11 protein-coding genes are annotated in these 19,550 nt (G+C 45.1%); 3 read left to right on the top strand and 8 right to left on the bottom strand.

What is annotated here, in order from left to right:
- Positions 1-18: 18 nt before the first annotated feature.
- The 7 genes from AC55NX_RS11505 to AC55NX_RS11475 all read right to left on the bottom strand — a co-directional run bounded on the left by AC55NX_RS11505 (position 19) and on the right by AC55NX_RS11475 (position 6,308).
- A complete protein-coding gene (locus tag AC55NX_RS11505; protein WP_496995863.1) occupies positions 19-846 on the bottom strand; it encodes a shikimate dehydrogenase family protein in 828 nt (275 codons plus the stop codon).
- Positions 847-1,358: 512 nt separating this feature from the next.
- Positions 1,359-2,198, bottom strand: coding sequence for a class III extradiol dioxygenase family protein (locus tag AC55NX_RS11500; RefSeq protein ID WP_496995862.1), 840 nt, complete (start codon positions 2,196-2,198; stop codon positions 1,359-1,361).
- Positions 2,191-2,547: a protocatechuate 4,5-dioxygenase subunit alpha gene (locus tag AC55NX_RS11495; protein ID WP_496995861.1), complete on the bottom strand. Its 357-nt coding sequence runs from the start codon at positions 2,545-2,547 to the stop codon at positions 2,191-2,193. The genes AC55NX_RS11500 and AC55NX_RS11495 overlap by 8 nt, the downstream gene beginning before the upstream one ends.
- On the bottom strand, positions 2,547-3,431 hold the full coding sequence (locus tag AC55NX_RS11490) for an amidohydrolase family protein (RefSeq protein ID WP_496995860.1): 885 nt from the start codon (positions 3,429-3,431) through the stop codon (positions 2,547-2,549). Before AC55NX_RS11490 ends, AC55NX_RS11495 begins: the two co-directional genes overlap by 1 nt.
- A gap of 35 nt (positions 3,432-3,466) precedes the next feature.
- On the bottom strand, positions 3,467-4,534 hold the full coding sequence (locus tag AC55NX_RS11485) for a 4-oxalomesaconate tautomerase (RefSeq protein WP_496995859.1): 1,068 nt from the start codon (positions 4,532-4,534) through the stop codon (positions 3,467-3,469).
- On the bottom strand, positions 4,527-5,204 hold the full coding sequence (locus tag AC55NX_RS11480) for a 4-carboxy-4-hydroxy-2-oxoadipate aldolase/oxaloacetate decarboxylase (RefSeq protein WP_496995858.1): 678 nt from the start codon (positions 5,202-5,204) through the stop codon (positions 4,527-4,529). The genes AC55NX_RS11485 and AC55NX_RS11480 overlap by 8 nt, the downstream gene beginning before the upstream one ends.
- A 15-nt stretch (positions 5,205-5,219) precedes the next feature.
- Entirely contained in the window at positions 5,220-6,308 is a 1,089-nt protein-coding gene (locus tag AC55NX_RS11475; RefSeq protein ID WP_496995857.1) for an amidohydrolase family protein, read from the bottom strand.
- 181 nt (positions 6,309-6,489) lie between these two features.
- Between AC55NX_RS11475 and AC55NX_RS11470 the strand changes: the two genes are divergently transcribed.
- The 3 genes from AC55NX_RS11470 (at position 6,490) to AC55NX_RS11460 (ending at position 9,997) form a co-directional block, all read left to right on the top strand.
- A complete protein-coding gene (locus AC55NX_RS11470; protein WP_496995856.1) occupies positions 6,490-7,713 on the top strand; it encodes a LysR family transcriptional regulator in 1,224 nt (407 codons plus the stop codon).
- A 228-nt stretch (positions 7,714-7,941) separates the two neighbouring features.
- Positions 7,942-8,892, top strand: a complete 951-nt coding sequence (locus AC55NX_RS11465) for a Gfo/Idh/MocA family oxidoreductase (protein ID WP_496995855.1) — start codon at positions 7,942-7,944, stop codon at positions 8,890-8,892.
- Positions 8,893-9,007: 115 nt separating this feature from the next.
- Positions 9,008-9,997, top strand: a complete 990-nt coding sequence (locus AC55NX_RS11460) for an aldo/keto reductase (RefSeq protein ID WP_496995854.1) — start codon at positions 9,008-9,010, stop codon at positions 9,995-9,997.
- A gap of 601 nt (positions 9,998-10,598) precedes the next feature.
- On the opposite strand, the gene AC55NX_RS11455 is transcribed toward AC55NX_RS11460, so the two are convergent.
- Positions 10,599-19,400, bottom strand: coding sequence for a GH36-type glycosyl hydrolase domain-containing protein (locus AC55NX_RS11455; protein WP_496995853.1), 8,802 nt, complete (start codon positions 19,398-19,400; stop codon positions 10,599-10,601).
- Positions 19,401-19,550 lie beyond the last annotated feature (150 nt).

Here is a 19,550-nt window from a genome sequence, read left to right as displayed (position 1 = left end):
TCCCTTTCCCCTTATCTCCTATTCGTCTTCAGAAAAACAACGACGGGCTACTGTTGGATCAACTTTAACACCAGTAAAATATTCGAAAGCATCAATGCCTTGATATAAGAAGAGTTCAAAACCGGTAATCAAGGTCAGACCTGCAGCATCGGCATCAGACAAAAACTGAGTCATAACTGGGGTATACACGGCATCAAAAGCCCAAGTTTGATCCCCTAACAAGTCAGCTGAAAATAGCGAACCAGGCGTAGTATAGTGACCAATAGGAGTGGCATTGACCAGGCCATCACACTGAGTAACACATGTATCGACATCTTCACTACTGACAATCGATGCACTAATACCGGCTCCCGTTAGGGCATCAAGCAACGTTGCCTGACTTTCTGCTGATTCATCATAAAGGTAGATATGTTCTACATCACAGCTAGCCAAACCAAAAGCAATCGCCCTTCCGACACCACCGGTCCCTTTGATCATAACTTTGCCTGCCGATTCACCGCTTAGCCCATTCTGAAGTGCACGAGCAAACCCGGTACAATCTGTGTTCGTGCCTTTAGTTTGTTCTTCGTCCAATACCACAGTGTTAAGCGCCCCCAAATTAGAATCCGTGTATTCTTTTTTATCGATGAGATTCCACGCCCAAATCTTGTATGGGAAAGTGATATTAACACCTCGATATCCTTGTTCTCTTAACTGTGTGATTTGTTTCTCTAACGCTCGAGCATCATCTAAGTCCACATCGAAAAAATCATAATTAACATCTAAATTGTAATGTTTACCTAAATACTCATGCAGTTTCTTTGACTGACTTTTTTGAATTCTTTTCCCAACTAAACCTAATTTCATCTACATTCTCCTGATCGAGCGATAGGGTCAATTTGTAAAAAATATACGCTAACAATCTCAGACAGGCGAAGTGGAAATGTGATAAATCCCATTCAAAAATTAGAACCCTATAAGCATTGAAGGTTGCGTTTTGTATGGTTTTATTTACATGGCTTTTGAAAAAATATCAACTGATGATCAGTAACACAATTACTATCAGAGAGTATGCATTCAGTTCAACATTGAGAGATTTGATGCTACAAGTATATTAAATATCATCATATACTCGATATTTACGTACATATGGAACGTAAATCTATATTTACACCGTCTGTTTGAGCAACGCGTATATTGTGATATGGAATCAATTTTTCATGTGTATCAATCCCAGCCCAAAACATTCATTTTTGCTATAAACATAATTTTTAATTACACCAGAGACAAAACAGGCTCGCATACGAACGACACAAAAATACCGAGCCTGAAAAAGACTCGGTAAACGTGAACAATAACAAGTAAAAGTCCGTTAGAGTTTATTCATTCAGTAATAGTTGCAACCCTGCACCAGTATTCGAAATTGGAGCAACGTAATTACGATGAATTTCTGTCACCTCTCTTAACATGCAACCCCGCATAGCCAACCACATATTTAATTCAACGCCCTGTGCTCCGGCTATTTCTATCAAATCATCGTTAGTATATTTAGTCAAAGCTTCGGGGTCATTTACCAGTTTGTCCATACATTCGATATCAAAATCACTATTAATAAAACCGGCACGTTGGCCGTCAAGCTGATGAGATAACCCTCCAGTACCAAACACAACAACTTTTTGATCGCCCGCAAAAGACTCAACTGCCTTACCAATCGCCTGACCGAATGCATAACAACGTGATGGCTTTGGCATAGGGTGTCGTTCACAATTGATACAAACAGGAATCACTTTTAAGTGTTGGTACTGTTTATCTGGATACATTAGTGACAACGGAACCGTCAAACCATGATCAACTTTGATGTCCTGACAGATTGTTGGATCAAAATCGTCTTCAATCAGGCAATTAGCAATGTGCCAGGATAGCTCGGTTTCACCCGTCACCGATGGAATTGTTGTCATACCCCAGCCTTCATCCGCATTTTCATATTTCGGGGCACAGCCCAAGGCAAACGTAGGCTTCTTATCCAAGAACATTTCTAAACCATGATCGTTATAAAAAATGATAGCAATATCTGGTTTTTCCTGATTCATCCACTCGCGTATGGGTGGATAACCGGCAAAGAAATCACGCCAGTAATCGGTTTGTTCCAGGCCTTTATCCATCGCAATCCCAATGGCCGGAATATGAGATGTTGTAATACCACCAATGATTTTAGCCATTGTTCTTACCTCGCCCTTGACCATCTAGATATGCTTTAAACTCTTCTGTTGTGCGGCCGGTTTGTAATCCGCCGACATCCTGAACATTTAGACCTAATAATCCGGCAAACTTTGCCAGATAATAAATACTGCCACCTTCTTTAAGTAATCCGAGAACATCACGTTTCAGGACGGCTTGTTTTTGTTCTGGTGTCAGGCCAAATTTATCGCAATAAGCAGCCTCATTTTGTTTGAATTCCTCACGTCCTTCTGAGTTATTAAATGAATAACACATTTTATTCAAAGGGTAGCCTTTCGTAGACATTGCGCCATCGAATTTTATCGTAGATAAGTCAATATCATGTTCCATCACTTCACCTCTTCAGGCCAATATAGGCGCAACGGGTTCGTTATCAGTAGCATTCTCTGCTTCTCTTCTGTATCAGCAATTTGAGGAATGACATCCACCAACTTACCGTCATCCGGCACATGCGATTTCATATTAGGGTGTGGCCAGTCCGTCCCCCAAAGCACACGGGTTGGGAATCGATCGACTAACGTTTTAGAAAAGGGAACCACATCGGAGTAATCGGGTTGAGTATTGGTTAAACGTTCCGGACAACTCACCTTAACCCAAATGTTCTCATTTTGTTCCATAAAATCGATTAAGCGCTGAAACCCTTCACTGTCAACACCTTGTGAGACATCCGGACGCCCCATGTGATCAATAACAATCGTGATATTTAATTGAGTCAGGAACGGAATAAGTTCTTGCAAATCTTGTGGTTCAAAATAGACCACAACATGCCAACCCAATACTTTAACTCGCTCAGCAATACCAATGAATACCTCACGAGGTGTTGCATCAACAAGACGTTGAACAAAGTTAAAACGAACGGCCCGAACTCCAGATTTGTGCATAGCCTCAAGCTCTTCATTCGTGATGTCTGGCGCCACAACCGCAACCCCACGAGCCAACGAACCTGCCGAATCTAACGCGTCAATCAACGCTGCGTTATCAGTGCCATGACATGATGCCTGAACAATAACATTACGCTCAAACCCCAAGTAATCACGCAGGACAAATAATGATGCTTTAGGCGCATCACATGGCGTGTACTTACGTTTGGGATGATACGGAAAGCATTCAGCCGGGCCAAATACATGGCAATGAGCATCGATAGCCCCTTTCGGAACCTTAAAGGTTGGTTTAGAAGGGTTGGGATGAAAGGGAAGATAGTCCTTATCCATCATAATTTGGGTACCTTTTGTTATTGGTTAAATTTAATTTATTTTTTATTATTTGGAAAAACGACACCATCAAAGAGCTTTCTGGCCGTCCGCAGAATCGCCGTTGAAAGTACACTCCCAGTTTCATTAAAAGTCAGTATTACACTCATTTCACCGGTTGGGTGTTCAACACTCAAGGTCTGAACCCTTCCAGATGCCGCAGTAGCCAAGTCTGCCGCAACAGAACCTGGTAACGATGCAGCAGTTGCAACACTCACAGCACCAAAAACACCAATTGATGCATGACACCGGTGTGGAATAAAAGTTCGGGTTGAAAGAGCACCACCAGCTTTAGCCGGACTAACCAGCGTCACTTTAGGTACAGATTTGTTTGTTACATCTCCCAAATTCATCAGATGCCCGGCCTGAAGACGAATAGCCTCAATTTTATGCTTTAAATCCAGATTAGTTTCTAGTTCATCACGCCCTTCATAACCTGAAATACCTAACTGCTCAGCCGACATAATAACAACGGGCATCCCGTTATCTATCATAGTGACATCGATACCATCAATGTCGTTTTTTACTTTTCCAGTGGGTAACAACGCCCCACAGCTGGATCCTGCAATATCACTAAATTCGATCGCAATTGCTGAAGCCGTACCGGGCACTCCATCTATTTTTGCATCTCCCTGGTAACAGACCATCCCAGAAGGCGTTGCCACATGAGCCGTCGCGATTTGCTGAGTGTTTAGCATATGAATACGAACAGCAGTTTTTTCACCCTGAACGTCAACTAGCCCCCGTTCAATAGCAAATGGCCCAACCCCGGCTAAAATATTTCCACAGTTTTGAGCATCAGTCACGATCGCCTTGTCAACAAAGACTTGTAAAAATAAATAGTCCACATCCGCATCCTGATGAGTGGACGGACTAACAATCGCAACTTTAGAGGTCAGCGGGTCTGCACCACCGATACCATCAATTTGTCTCGAATCGGGCGACCCCATGACTGAAAGTAAAAAAGCATCACGTTCAGTCAGATCCGTTGGCAAATCATCTGCGAGGAAAAAAGCCCCCTTCGAAGTACCGCCACGCATCCACATACAGCGAGTACCGTTAGACATATTTTAGTCCTTTCGCTTTAAGTCTTGGTCGCATATCATAAATATCCAGACCCAGTTCACCATTTGCCAGTCTAATCCGTTTGGCTTCTTCTCGTTCTATGCGTTCTTGAGATAATTTAAGAACTTCCTCCGCTTTTTCGCGACGAACAACAACGACCCCATCATCATCTGCGACAATCACATCACCGGGGTTGATCAATTCATCCGCACAAACCAGTGGCAAATTCACACTACCTAACGTCTCTTTTATGGTTCCCTGCGAGAACACATGCTTAGACCATACCGGGAAGTTCATCTTTCTTAAATCCCGAGTATCACGAACACCACCATCAATAATTAACCCAACCACACCTCGAGCTTGTGCCGAAGTAGCCAATAAGTCACCGAAAAAACCATGGTTGGATGGAGAGCTGGGGGTAAAGACTAAGAAATCCCCTGATTTTGCCTGTTCGATTGCCACATGCATCATCCAGTTGTCACCTGCTGCACCTAAAATAGTTAGCGCAGAGCCAGCAACACAAACATCCATTTGAATTGGACGTAAATAGTCAGCCAATAGACCATAACGTCCCTGAGCTTCATGAATAGTCGCCACGCCGCACTTTGCCAAACCATCAATAACAGCTTGATCCGCTCGCTCAATATTTTGTACCACTACTGTCTCTTTCATTTTCAGGCTCCAAGTCTATTTATTTACAAGTTGTAACTTTAGGCGACTAAACACCGCTAGAGTGTTATGTTCGAAAATATCCTGTTTTTGTCGCTGATTCAGACTCGCGTTCGCATCAATATAGCGTTTAGTATCATCAAAATAATGACCGGATTCAGGATCAATACCTCGAACTGCTCCGATCATTTCGGATGCAAAAAGAATATTTTTTGTCGGAATAACATCGAGCAACAAATCGATACCTTTTTGGTGATAGACGCAGGTGTCAAAGAAAATGTTGTTCAGAACCCGCTCTTCCAAATCAAAGCCATTATCTTGTGCTAACCCACGAAAACGCCCCCAGTGATAAGGCACAGCACCGCCACCATGAGGTATAATGATTTTTAATTCAGGAAAGTCTTTGAATACGTCCGACATCATCAGTTGCTGGAACGCAGTGGTATCTGCACCTAAATAATGAGACCCGGTAGTATGGAAGCATTCGTTACACGCAGCACTGACATGCACCATCGCAGGAATATCGTATTCCACCATTTTTTCATATATTGGATAAAACGCTTTATCCGATAACGATGCCCCATTCCAATGGCCTCCGCTTGGATCCGGATTAAGGTTAATTCCTATAAACCCCATTTCTTCAACCGTACGAACAATTTCAGGAACGGATTTGGCAGGATCAGCGCCTGGAGACTGCGGAAGCTGGGCAACCGGAACAAAGTTTTGCGGGAAAAGATCACATACACGACGAATTAAATCATTTTGATGTTCAGTCCAATACTGACTAGTGTATTGATTACCAATATGGTGCCCCATCCAACTAGCACGAGGTGAGAATATCGTTAAATCCGTACCACGTTCTTTCTGTAAACGTAATTGGTTTTTGATTATTGACTCCCGAATATCGTCATCACTTATTTCGATAGTACCTTTTTCGCCAATATAGTTGGGGTCTCGGCTTACGGCTTCTTTTTGTTTATCTCGATACGTTCCAACTTGTGGTGGAGTCGTGGTGTAGTGTCCATGGCAATCAATTATCATTTTCTGACTCTCTGTTGTGCAAGGTAAACCCGCATAACCCGATGAAACCACGGTTTCCGTTGTCATACAGGAAGGTAAATGTCATTTCGATTCTCAGTTGTGATTCGTGTTACATATTTGTAAACGAATTCATCATCGGCTGTGACAGTAACAACAGTATTTACCCAGCCCAGCCAGTTAGCTATTTCAATTTAACCTCCAGCCTATTAGATTTTTAGAACACAATGTCAAAACCGGAGTCATCTCAATGGCTGATAAGTCCATCCAAATACCGAATTTACGGCACCTGAGAGTATTCTTGGAAGTCGCGAAATGCCATAGCATCAGCCAGGCTGCACCAAAAGTTTTTCTTTCTCAACCCGCCATCACTCAAGCTCTGGCAAAATTAGAACGGCAACTTGAAACTGAACTGTTTGAGCGTCACAGCGATGGGATGTACCTGACTTCAGAAGGCAAAGTTTATTTCAACCGAGTTTCTCGTTGCACAAACTATATTGAGCAAGGCTTAAAAGATGCGATGAAGCGTCACAAAGAAGAAGGAGCACCGGCATCAAAAGTCATAGCGTTACTTACGACAACCCAGCTTCGGGCACTGATGGCGGTCAGTGACGTTGAAAACTTTACGATTGCCAGCCGCAATATCGGTGTATCACAATCCTCACTTCATCGTTCTGCCCGTGAACTGGAGCAACTGATTGGTATCACTCTATTTGAAAAAACTAATACGGGGATTGCAACCACAAAGGCTGCAAAAGCACTTTGCACAGCATCTAAACTTGGGTTTGCTGAAATTTATCAGGCTTATTATGAAATCAGTGCATTGCAATCCAGAGAAGTCGGCAAAATTGTGGTGGGAAGCATGCCTCTGGCCCGAACCTCCATTTTACCGACGGCAATAAATCAATTTGCCGAGCAGCACCCAAATGTCCAACTCGCCATCCTTGATGCACCTTACTCCGATTTACTCAATCATTTACGTCATGGTGAACTCGACTTTCTAATCGGTGCACTCCGGTTTCCTGCGCCTGCTGACGATATAGAGCAAGAAGAGTTGCTTTCGCCTCACCTTACTGTTGTTGGTAGGCAGGGACATCCTCTAGAAAATGAGCCGTTCATCACACCAGAAATGCTGGCTAGTTACCCCTGGGTAGTGCCTCGCCATGGAGCTCCTACTCGTGACTTTTTTGATACTCTGTTTAATGATCATGGCGTTGAACAGCCATCGAATATCGTGGAAACTACTTCACAAATTTTAATACGAGAATTGTTGCTCGGAAGTGATCGACTCACCATGATTTCCAGTCACCAAATCGAACGCGAACGATCCTTAGGATTACTACGAACTTTTCCTTATTCGCTCAAACATACTCGCCGTCCAATCGGAATTACAACAAGAAAAAATTGGCAGCCAACACCGGCTCAACAGGCATTTTTAACCATGCTCCGAGATGCGTCACTAGTGTATCATTAATACAAAAAATCCCATGGTAATGCTTTTTTTGAATAGCTAACCAAGTTATTGAATTATCCAAGACCTAACTGCGATGCTAGAGTAAATACCATACATTTAACACTAACCATATGAATTTTCTGTCTGGCATAAAATTCAATTGTCATGCATGTACTTGTTAAAAACTAGCGCTTGATAATTGAGCTTACGCTAATAGTTTTTACGAATGTACTCTAGGAGAATATTAGGATGAAAGTATGTGTTGCGGGCGCATCGGGCGCGTTTGGAACCAAACACTTAGATGCACTAAGTGTAATTGAAGGCGTAACCGTTACCTGCATTGTAGGAACTGACATGGAGTCACTGACTCAGGTGGCAAAAAACCGAAATATTCCACATTTCACCGCTGACTTAGCTGAAGCACTTGCCATTGAGGATGTTGATGCTGTTATCCTGGCAACTCCAACGCCATTACATGCCAAACAAGCAATTCAGTGCTTAGAAGCAGGGAAGCATGTCATGGTTGAAATTCCAATGGCAGATAACATCGAAGAGGCTCGGCAGTTGGTGGATGTACAACAAAGAACCGGACTGGTCGCAATGGCGGGACATACACGCCGCTTCAACCCCAGCCACCAATGGATTCATAACAAGATTAGGGCTGGTGAATTAAAAATACAGCAGATGGATGTACAAACCTACTTCTTCCGTCGAACCAATAAAAATGCCCTCGGTCAACCAAGAACCTGGACAGACCATCTGCTATGGCACCATGCCTGTCACACCGTTGATCTGTTCCAGTATCAAACAGGAGAAACAACCAGTAAAGTTCAGGGGCTTGAAGGCCCGGTTCATCCTGAACTAGGTATCGCTACGGATATGAGTATTGGTATGAAAGTACCAGGCGGTGCGCTATGCACCTTATCATTATCGTTCAATAATGATGGTCCTCTGGGTACTTTTTTCCGGTATATCTGTGACAACGGAACGTACATTGCTCGCTATGATGATTTATATGACGGCCACGGCAACAAGATTGATTTAAGTGACGTAGCAATTTCAAATAATGGTATTGAGCTGCAAGACCGTGAATTCATTTCAGCCATTCTGGAAAATAGAGAACCCAATAGTAGTGTTGCACAATGTTTACCAGCAATGGAAACCTTATATCAAATAGAACAGTGCTTCCAGCAGGATTGAATTGTGTCGAACAACCTGCACACCATTAAGCCCCATTAGGGGCTTTTATCTTTATCTTTATCTTTATCTTTATCTTTATCTCTAGTTTAAAAACGTTATTCAGGAGTCTAAGAACATGACTAATTCACTGCTGCTTTCACCACGAATCGGCCTTGGATGTATGAATTTATCCCATGCCTATGGTGCACCCTTAACTGAAAAAGAAGGTATTTATGCACTTCATGCGGCGATGGACATGGGTTACCGGCATTTTGATACTGCAACCCTTTATGGGAAGGGAGGTAACGAAAAGCTCTTAGGTCAGGCACTCAAAGGGAAACGAGAAACAGTTTTTCTGGCCAGTAAAGGTGGAATGTTTATAGATAATGTCAGCGGAAGAAAAACCATTGATGGTTCAGCGAAAAGCATCAGACACCAGTGTGAACAAAGTTTAAAACGCCTAAACACAGACTACATCGATCTCTATTATCTACATCGATTGGATGCGGAGATTCCCATTGAGGAAAGTGTCCAAGCTCTGGCTCGGCTAGTCGAGGAAGGAAAAATTGGCGCCATTGGCCTTTCAGAGGTATCTGCCCATACCCTAGCTCGCGCACACCAGATTTACCCCATTGCCGCATTACAAAGTGAATACTCAATCTGGACACGCAACCCCGAAATCGCTGCTTTGCAAAAGTGTGCGGAACTAGGTACGACATTTGTCGCTTTTAGCCCAATAGCCCGAGGCTTTTTAGCCAATAGCGTGGTGGATATAGACAATATACAACCTGGCGATATTCGTCTAAATATGCCGAGGTTCCAAGAACCACATTTCACCAAAAACATGCTCTTATTGAACCAATTTAATACCATAGCAACCCAAATCAATATCGCTCCAGCTCAGCTCGCTTTAGCCTGGGTATTAGCCCAAGGAGAACACGTCATTGCCATTCCCGGAACTCGATCAATACCCCATATGCGTGAAAACCTATCCGCCATTAATGTCACACTTGGACCTCAGACCATCGCGCAACTTAATCAACTGATTAATCATACAACAGTTAATGGGGCTCGTTACAATACGGCACAACAATGTGAAATTGATACGGAAGAATTTTTCGATTAATTTCTTATGAAATTCAGAAGAATAGATTAACCAGCACCACTTACGGCAATGAAATTTTATTCGACAATATATGCTTTTACGAGAGAATAACGTATTGCTTAAGCAACAACAAAAGGTGATTAGTGCAATAAAAGACACCAACTAAAACGCTAATATTTCACATGATTGAAATAAATTTATTTACGGGGAAGTATTGGAGCGGGCAGCGGGAATCGAACCCGCAATCATCAGCTTGGAAGGCTGTAACCCACCCTAAAGCTTAGTTTTATGAAATCATTGATTTCGTTAAATATTTATATATATCAATAGATAACAGAAATATTTTCTTGTTGATCTTTTAACCACACAATGCCATTTTATTCCAAATTGTTTGCAACTTGGGCCACCATAAATAGACACATTTGGTACCTAATTTTACTCTTAGGGGTGGCTTTATGCCCAAACTTTTGGCCTTACGATCCAAGAAAAATTTGGTTGTTACGATCCATCCCCTTGCGGAAAACGCGTATCAATTTTTTCGTTCTCAGTCATTACTGGTTGTACCATTAGTTTGGCACATCGGTGCTAGAAGGGAGGTGCGTCCATCACATCAAAGCCATCCCTAGAGCCAAATACTAATATTTAGTTTATGCATCTTTCCATCCAGAGGTACACGCACTATATTATTGGTTGTTTGAATATCCATGCCATCAATCACTGCTCTCATATTTTTTTCCACTATTAAAGAGTCTTCTACAGAAACTCTAGCGCCAGAAGAATCAATAAGATCAACCGATTGCGTGACGGCAATAAAGTACTCGGTCTTGGCTATTTTTACGCTGACTTCAAAGCATGGCCAATCTAACGGAATGCAAGGTTGAATCGTCAGTTCTTTGCCTTCTCGATTAACACCCAGAATACCTTCCATTCCTGCTCGATACATCCATCCGGCTGAGCCTGTGTACCAAGTCCAACCGCCTCGTCCTGTGTGAGGTGCGACGGCATATACATCCGCTGCAACCACATAAGGTTCGACTTTATAACACTCAGTGTCTTCGGCATTCAGGGTGTGATTGATTGGGTTTAGTAAATTAAACAACTTGCTAGCTTTGTTGCCATCCCCCAATTTTGCATAGGCTAGAATCGCCCACATGGCAGCATGACTGTATTGACCACCGTTTTCCCTTACCCCCGTTGGATAACCTTTGATATAACCTGGGTCGTGACTGGTTTTATCAAAAGGCGGTGTAAACAATAGAGATAATTTAGACTCGGGTTGAATCAAATATTGATCGACCGAATCCATGGCTTTTGCTGCGCGTTCTGGTTCACCCACTTCAGACAACACGGCCCAAGATTGCACAATAGAGTCGATTTGACATTCATCGCTATCTTTAGATCCTAGCCAACTGCCGTCATCGAAGCTCGCTCGGCGATACCATTCACCATCCCACGCTTTTTCTTCAATAGCTTCTCTGACTCTACTTGCATGCGTCACCCAGCTTTGTACTCGTTCCCCTTCGTCACGAATGTACGCCAGAGGTGAGAATAAATTAATAGTACGAATCAGCAACCAGCCTAACCAAACACTTTCACCTTTACCGCCTTCTCCGACACGGTTCATGCCATCATTCCAATCGCCTGTGCCCATTAATGGCAGGCCATTTTCGCCCGTCAGTTCAATACATTGATCCAACCCGCGAGCACAATGCTCAAACAAGGTTGCCGACACGTCCGATTCAACAGCATGGAAATACGCGTCATGCTGACCCTCCGCCAATATTGGCCCTTCGATAAAGGCGATTTTCTCATCCAAGATGGACATATCACCCGAAGTTTCAATGTAAGTAGCCGTGGCATACGCTAGCCAGACTCTATCGTCAGATATATGCGTACGTACGCCCTGTCCTGTGTGAGGCAACCACCAATGCTGTACATCGCCTTCAATAAATTGACGACCCGCTGCACGTAAAATATGTTCTCGAGTCATATCGGGGCGACGAAAAGTCATCGACATACCATCTTGCAATTGATCCCTAAAACCATAAGCCCCACTGGCTTGGTAAAACGCCGAACGAGCCCACATACGGCATGCGACTGTTTGATAAAGCAACCAACCATTGAGCATGATATCCATCGCTCGATCTGGTGTTTTCACCTGAACCGCGCCTAACAAGGTTTCCCAGTACTCGGTTACTTCCGCCAGAACCTGATCCAAGTCAGCATGTCGATATTGCTCTATCAACTCCCGAGCTTTTCCGACCGAATCACATTGCCCCAGCAAGATCACCACCTCCACCGATTCATTTGGTTTTAGCTCAACGACACATTGTTGCGCACTACAGGGGTCCTGCCCTCCGCCCGTGCTACCAGATAACGGCGAATTTCTTAGCAAAGCGGCAGGCGCACTCATCCGACCATTACGTCCTAAAAACTCCGAACGATCAGTCGTCCACGACGATTGCATCCCGCTCATATCCGTAAATGCAACACGCCCTGGAAACGCCACACTCCAACGATTGCAAGCGAATAATGCGTTTGACCCTGCTGTATCTAAATCTGTGGTAATAAATGGTGCGGTCGCTCCGCGAGCGGTGCCTAATACCCATTCGATATACGACGTCACCGACAAACGACGGTGCTTTCCTAATTGGTTATGTAGCGTTAGGCGAGATATTTTAATAGGATCTGAGAGCGGTACATATTGTAATAACGTTAAGCCCAAACCATCGATTTGATGTTCAAAGCGACTGTAACCGTACCCATGATGGGCAATATACGCCTCCTGATCATTCAGATGCGATCGAAGTGGGTCTGCCGTAGCGCTAAACAACGCTAAGCTGTCTTCGTCGCGTACGTAAATCGCTTCACCCGATGCATTAGTAACAGGATCATTGCTCCATGGAGTTAGCTGATTCTCGCGGCTATTTTCTGCCCATGTATAACCCCCTCCTTCGGCAGCCACATGAAAACCAAAGTGTTGGTTAGCAATAACATTAATCCAAGGAACAGGGGTAAACGCGCCTTTTTCGAGAATAACAGTATACTCGCACCCACCTAAACCAAACCCACCTAAACCATTAAAAAACTCGAGCCCTTCTTTCAGCTCCGTTAACTGTTCCTTTACGCTTAAGTTACGCGATTCAAGCGACATCTTGTGACCATCAATGATGTCATCCGAGTCTTTCAAAGCAGGCGGCCAAATCGGCGCCGAAGGTAGGCGTTGGATATGTTTACTGATGGAGCCACGACGTGCAACAAGCACGACTCGAGCTACAGATTTAAGTAAATCGCGAACCGACACATCCACTAGATCTACACGCAGAACATGTACATTACCTTGCACATGATCGCCATTGAGTTTATCAACAAGTCTAGGACGAGACTGGCTACTTCGCACTGCGGTTTCAATGGCGTTTTGCAAGTCTTGTAAATAAGAACACGCGTGCTCGTTGATGATTACCAGATCCACCGCCAGCCTTTTCGTGCGCCAGTATTCATAGGCGCGCAATAATTGCTTCACTTGTTCAATGTCTTCGACGTCATCGATACGCAGCAGCACAATGGGTAAATCACCACTAATCGAGTGCGGCCACAACAAAGACTGAGCCGCCATGCCACGATGAATGGATTCGGGTGAAACACGAAAACGCGGATCTGCGTAAATAATCGGTGCCGCTAGTCGTTGAAAATCATCCGCCTCGGTTGGACTAATATCCAAATGACGCAATTGCACTTGCGCCTGCGTCCACGCCAAGGTTTTCGCTCGATCATAAGCGCTGCGGTCGTGATGTCGATCAACAAGATCCATTAATTCTTCACGAGAAGACGCAACGACTGTCCAAAACGCCACTTTCACCACAATGCCTGCTGGCACATGCACGGCATAGCGTAACGAGAAAATAGGATCTAGAACAGTTCCGATTGAATTATTGAGATCGACACTCTCAACCGACGAATCGTCACAATCAAACGCCGCCGCAGTGGCAATGGAATTACCTCGCCCAATAAACAAGGCTCGGTTGGTCTCATATTGAGGATCGGCTGTCACTTCCCCTTCTACAATGGCAAAATGCGCAGCCCAAATTGAAGTTTCTTGTGCAGCACGTTTGCGTCGGGTCGCAATTAGCGCATTGTATTCAGGGACATATTCCGTTTGCACAAACAGCTTAGCAAAGGCCGGATGAGCATTGTCAGTAGCTGGCGTTGTTAACACCAATTCAAGATAAGACGTTAGTTCAATGTCATGCGCTGTGCGACCATTATTGCTCAATGAGATACGACGCACTTCACCATCGTCTTCACCAGATACCAAAACATCCATCGTCGTGGTGAAATCGCCATCATGACGCACAAATTCCGCATGATCTTCTTCAAACACACCCACCGGATAATGACCTTTATCTTGCAGAGGTTGAGCAGAACTCGACCAAAGCTGACCTGTATTTTTATCCCGCAAGAAAATGAAACTACCGTAATCATCACATGTGGAGTCCTCCTGCCAGCGCGTCACAGCAATGTCGCGCCAACGACTGTAGCCCGCGCCAGTGGCGGTTAACATCACCACATATCGACCATTCGATAACAAATGTGTAATGGGCGAGCCTTCGGCTGTTGGACTTAGGCATCGTACTATCGGCGCAATCACCATTAGAGAAGACGCGTAGGTTTTCACTTCTTCTGCCCTAGGATGACTAATGCAAACATCCCTTGGCATACGTTCTTGTAATAAGAGCTCACATGCCTGAATCATGGGTTCTTGATGAAAACGCTGTCTAAACACGCCTTCCAGTAAGGCATTGGCAATGGCCACAATAGTCATGCCCTGATGATGCGCCATGAAACTGCGTACAATGGCAACTTGGCTTTCCGTAGGCAAACGTGCTGGCGTAAAGTCCAACGCCTCGTAAAAACCATAACGGCCACAAGCACCCATGCTGGTTAAGCGATCGTAATTATCAACCGCCGCCTGAGGGTCAATCATGGTGGCAAGCCCCGTTGCATAAGGTGCGATCACTCTATTTTCCGCCAAGCCGCGTTTTAGACCAAGTCCCAGCACACCAAAGTTGGCATATTGATAAGTAAACTCGATATCACGCGCATTGTAAGAAGATTCCGACACGCCCCAAGGGATGCCAAGTTGTTTACCGTATTCCTGCTGACGCCCAACGATCAGCCGATTGGTCTGTTCAAGTAAACTGCCTGTTGGCGCTCGCATAACCAGCGACGGCATCAAATATTCGAACATGGAACCCGACCAAGAAATTAGAACCGAGCCGTTGCCCATGGGTGTTGCTGCGCGACCAAGACGAAACCAATGCTTGGTCGCCACATCGCCTTTGGCGATAGCAAATAAACTCGCCAATCGTGCTTCCGAAGCCAATAAATCGTAGCAGCTTGGATCGAGGCAGTTTTCGGCAAGAGAATAACCAATCGACAAAAGTTTGCGTTCAGGGTCGATGAGAAAAGCAAAATCCATCGCTAACGCCATGTCACGAGCTATGCTCACGAGCGCATTTAATCTAGCCAGCAAAGAGTCGGAAGAATTGCGCAGCTCAAGCGTATCGCGCTCCTGCTCAACCATCAGCTTATTTGCGGCTTCGATCCAATAAATGAAATCAGCATGACGACCCTGTGCAATTTCTTCGCCAGAACCTAATGGTCGCTCACGTGCAAGCTTGGCAGCTTTATTAGTCAATCGAATTAAAATTGGCGTTAAGGTCTCGATAGTCTGGCGGCTGTTTAATTTACTCGCTATATCGTCCAAAGTCGCAAGCAATGGATGCGAGCTATCCGTTATGGAGATACTAATATCTCTAATATCTGGACTAACAGGGTTAGTTAGTGGTTTTGATTCAACCATTAAGGATTGTCTAGCCAATGCAATATTGTCCATAAAACCTGAGCGCACCATTGAGTTTGGATTAGCGGTTAAAGTGTCTTGAGATGGCCCAGCCACGAATTCTTCGCGCCACTGCTTGCAGCTATTTGCCAGCGTTATCAAATGCCCAGCAAGATTGCCGCTGTCCACCGATGAAATGTATTCCGGCAACAAGGTATGCAAGCTTTGTGTGCCGTACCAATTGAAAAAATGGCCGTTGTGTTTTGGTAGTTTTTCCAGTGTGACAAAGGTCGTTTCGAGTCTCTCAATCGTTTCGAATAACCCAGCCCAACCAAAATCTCGCGCCGCCACTGAAGACAACAGATACAAACCAATATTGGTCGGTGAAGTACGATGCGCCACCACAGGCTCTGGGTCTTCTTGGTAATTATCAGGCGGTAAAAAATTGTCTTCCTCTGTCACAAAGGTTTCAAAATAACGCCAGGTTTTGCGTGCAGTAAGGCGTAAACTCACCGCGCCGACATCGAGCTCATCAGGTCGCAATACTTCGGGGGATCGACTAACAAACAGGGCGACCAAAGGCGCAAGACACCAAAGCAAAGCAAACGGCAGCACCAGCAGCCACACTGCAGGATTCGCCACAATGACAAACAAGCAAACCGCTATAGCAAGCAAGGTGCCACAGGCCATATTTTGATAAAACCCCATCACCTTGAGTCGTGGGCTCGCATTACTCTGTGCCGCCGTAGCCCATTCCAAACAGTGTTTATGGGTCACGCCCAGGCGCAACAAGGTTCGTGTAATAGCATCTAGTGAACGCCAGCTTTGATCAGGCAGAAAGGCGATAGACAAAAAAGTCTGACTTAAGGCAAGACGCAAATCCCCTAACCACAGACGAAAATGATTACTGGTGTCCACACCAGAACGATGAGGAATCATCGAAAAAACACAGGGCAACAAAGGCGGAATCGCCATGAAGGCCAATAACACAAGAGTAAAAAATAGCGCCGACGATGGAAACAACAGCCAACTTAATGCCAAAGCTAACAAGGTTGTTGGTGCCACCAGCGACCGTCTTAAATTATCGAGAAGTTTCCAACGCCCCAGACTGGAAACGCCCTGCTCTGTTGGCTTGCTCATAATCCACGGCACCAGCTGCCAATCGCCCCGCATCCAACGATGCTGACGTTTCGCAGCGGTATCGTATCGGGCCGGAAACTCTTCCACCACTTCCACATCCGATACCAAACCCGCGCGAGCAAAAATACCCTCGAACAAATCGTGGCTCAGCATGGTGTTATTCGGCACACGATCCGCCAGCGCGGCTTCAAACATATCGACATCGTAAATGCCTTTGCCAGTGAAAGAACCTTCACCGAAAAGATCTTGGTAAACATCGGAAATCGCCGCCGCATATGGATCCATACCACCGGGAGCAGAAAATATCCGCTGAAATAAAGAACCTTCCGTGCCCACCGACAAAGACGGCGTGACACGAGGTTGAAGTATCCCGTAGCCTGCGACAACTCGCTGTTTTACTTTGTCCAAACGTGGACGATTCAACGGATGCGCCATTTTCCCGATTAAGCGCAACGCTGCTTCTCGTGGTAAACGCGTATCGGCATCAAGGGTAATCACATAGCTCACATCACTCGGCACACTTGGCGACTTGCCTTGAATGGCTATAAAAGTGGTGTCCGTTGCGCCGCGTAATAGTCGATTAAGCTCATGCAACTTGCCGCGTTTACGCTCCCAGCCCATCCATACATTTTCACTCGGATTAAACAGTCGACGGCGATGCAGCAAGATAAAACGTGGACCAGATGGACCCTCTTCGTAGCGCTGGTTTAATTGTTCTATTTCAAATGCCGCCCGTTCCAACCACACCGTATCACTTTCTAATTCTTCCAAATCAGCATCTTTGCCATCAGTTAATAAGGCAAAGCTCACATCACCGCCGATGCCGCTAAGATAATGCACTTCTAGGCGTTTAATTTGTTCTAATAAATCCTCTTCTGAAGTGAGTAAAGTCGGCACGGCGATTAAGGTTCGTAACGAGCTCGGTACACCAGCTTTTAGCTCAAGCCCCGGTAACATCACCGCACCAAATCGCCATGTCACTAAACGATTGACGATGACAAACGCCACTTCTGTGGCAGGAATAAAGGCCACCACTGCCCACAGCAACCAAGGTTGTGCGTGAAACGCTAGGAATCCTGCGAATAAAATACTAATGGCAAGAAAAGCCAAGGCGACAATGGCAATCGTACCGCAGTAACCCGCGACGCCAAGGCGTACGTGAAAGCGCCTAACTCTTAACCGCATGGTCGGTGTATAGGCGATGGATTTTTCGAAAGCCAAACGCCCTTGTTCAATCAGATAATAACCTGGATCCCCAAGGCGGTTTCTTTCTACCTTGGCTTCTTCAGAAAGTGCTTGCGCCGACTCTTCATTCTTTGATTCGACACTCTTTGACTCAAAAGACTTTACGCTGTCTTTCGCCATTTCTACGGCACGCTGGGCAATGTCTATTTCCGAATAATCACAGCCTCGTGCCAGTTCCTCTACGGCACTGCGATACAAGTTACGCGTCGGAAAATCCATTTGGGCATATAGGTCATAACGGTAAAATTCTTGATCGACCAGACTGACTTTCTCAAACAATTCCGACCAATCAATATCAGAAATCAAGCGCATACTGGTGATCACATTGCGAATGGTGACGTTCGATGCGCCTTGGCGTTGCTGGGCATGCTGCACCACGTCTTCTACAGAAAGACCTTGTAGCTGCAAACGCTGTTCTAGCCAGTCAAGCGCGGGCGTAGTTTTCGGGTCTTGGTCGCGTAATCGCTTTGCCAGTTGCGCAGCAAACACTTCCGATAAAGGCCCCGATGAACGTGAGGCGATATCTTCTTGTAACGCCGAATGAGCACAACCTTCCACTAAAAGTCGTGCTGTTAAATGATCTGCGTCTTGGCGCGCTTTTCGACCAACGGCAATTTGATCGGCTAAACGTCGCAAGTTTTCAATCAATACAATACGCAGCGTGATCGCCACCGCCCATAATTCACCGATGGTAAGCGGTTGCACCGTCTGATAAGCATGAATAAAACGCACGAGAGTCTCTGGATCAATATGACTATCTGTGTGGGCTACAAACGCCCAGGCTAGCCCAAATACTCGCGGATATCCGACAAAAGGTCCGCTAGCCAATTTGGGTAATTGACGATAATAACTGTCTGGTAGATCGTCTCGAATTTCGCGGATTTGTTCTTCCACTAAATGATAGTTATCTAGTAGCCATTCTGCTGCGGGAACAACACTAAGTCCTTGTTCGAGCTCCGTCGCACAGCCTCGATAAGACTTCAACAACGATCTAGCATTATCATCCAACCTCGCTTGTAACGATAAGACCGACGTTTTTTTGTCGAGAACCTGCTGAGCCTTAGCCAAACTTTTTGCATGCTCTTCAAGCCGCGCTATACCAAATAAAGCCTCGCGAACGGGCGAAGTGCTATGCCATATTGTTTGGGAGTGTTGTTGCCCAAGTCGTCCAAATAAGGAAGTAACGGTATGTAACATAAGCATCTGCCCCTTAGGTAGGGAATCTTGTAATCAACCCTCTAGCTATACTAGTCAAGCCTTGGGATAGGTGTCTGTACGCAAGCGAACAGACATACAGAAGCAGGAAGATCAAGGTGACGATTAGCTCTACAAAACCGACGCAGAAAT

This window comes from Vibrio rubrogenes (assembly GCF_059641415.1).
Note: the sequence above shows the minus strand (reverse complement) of the source record. Positions and strands in the feature narration are given on the sequence as shown.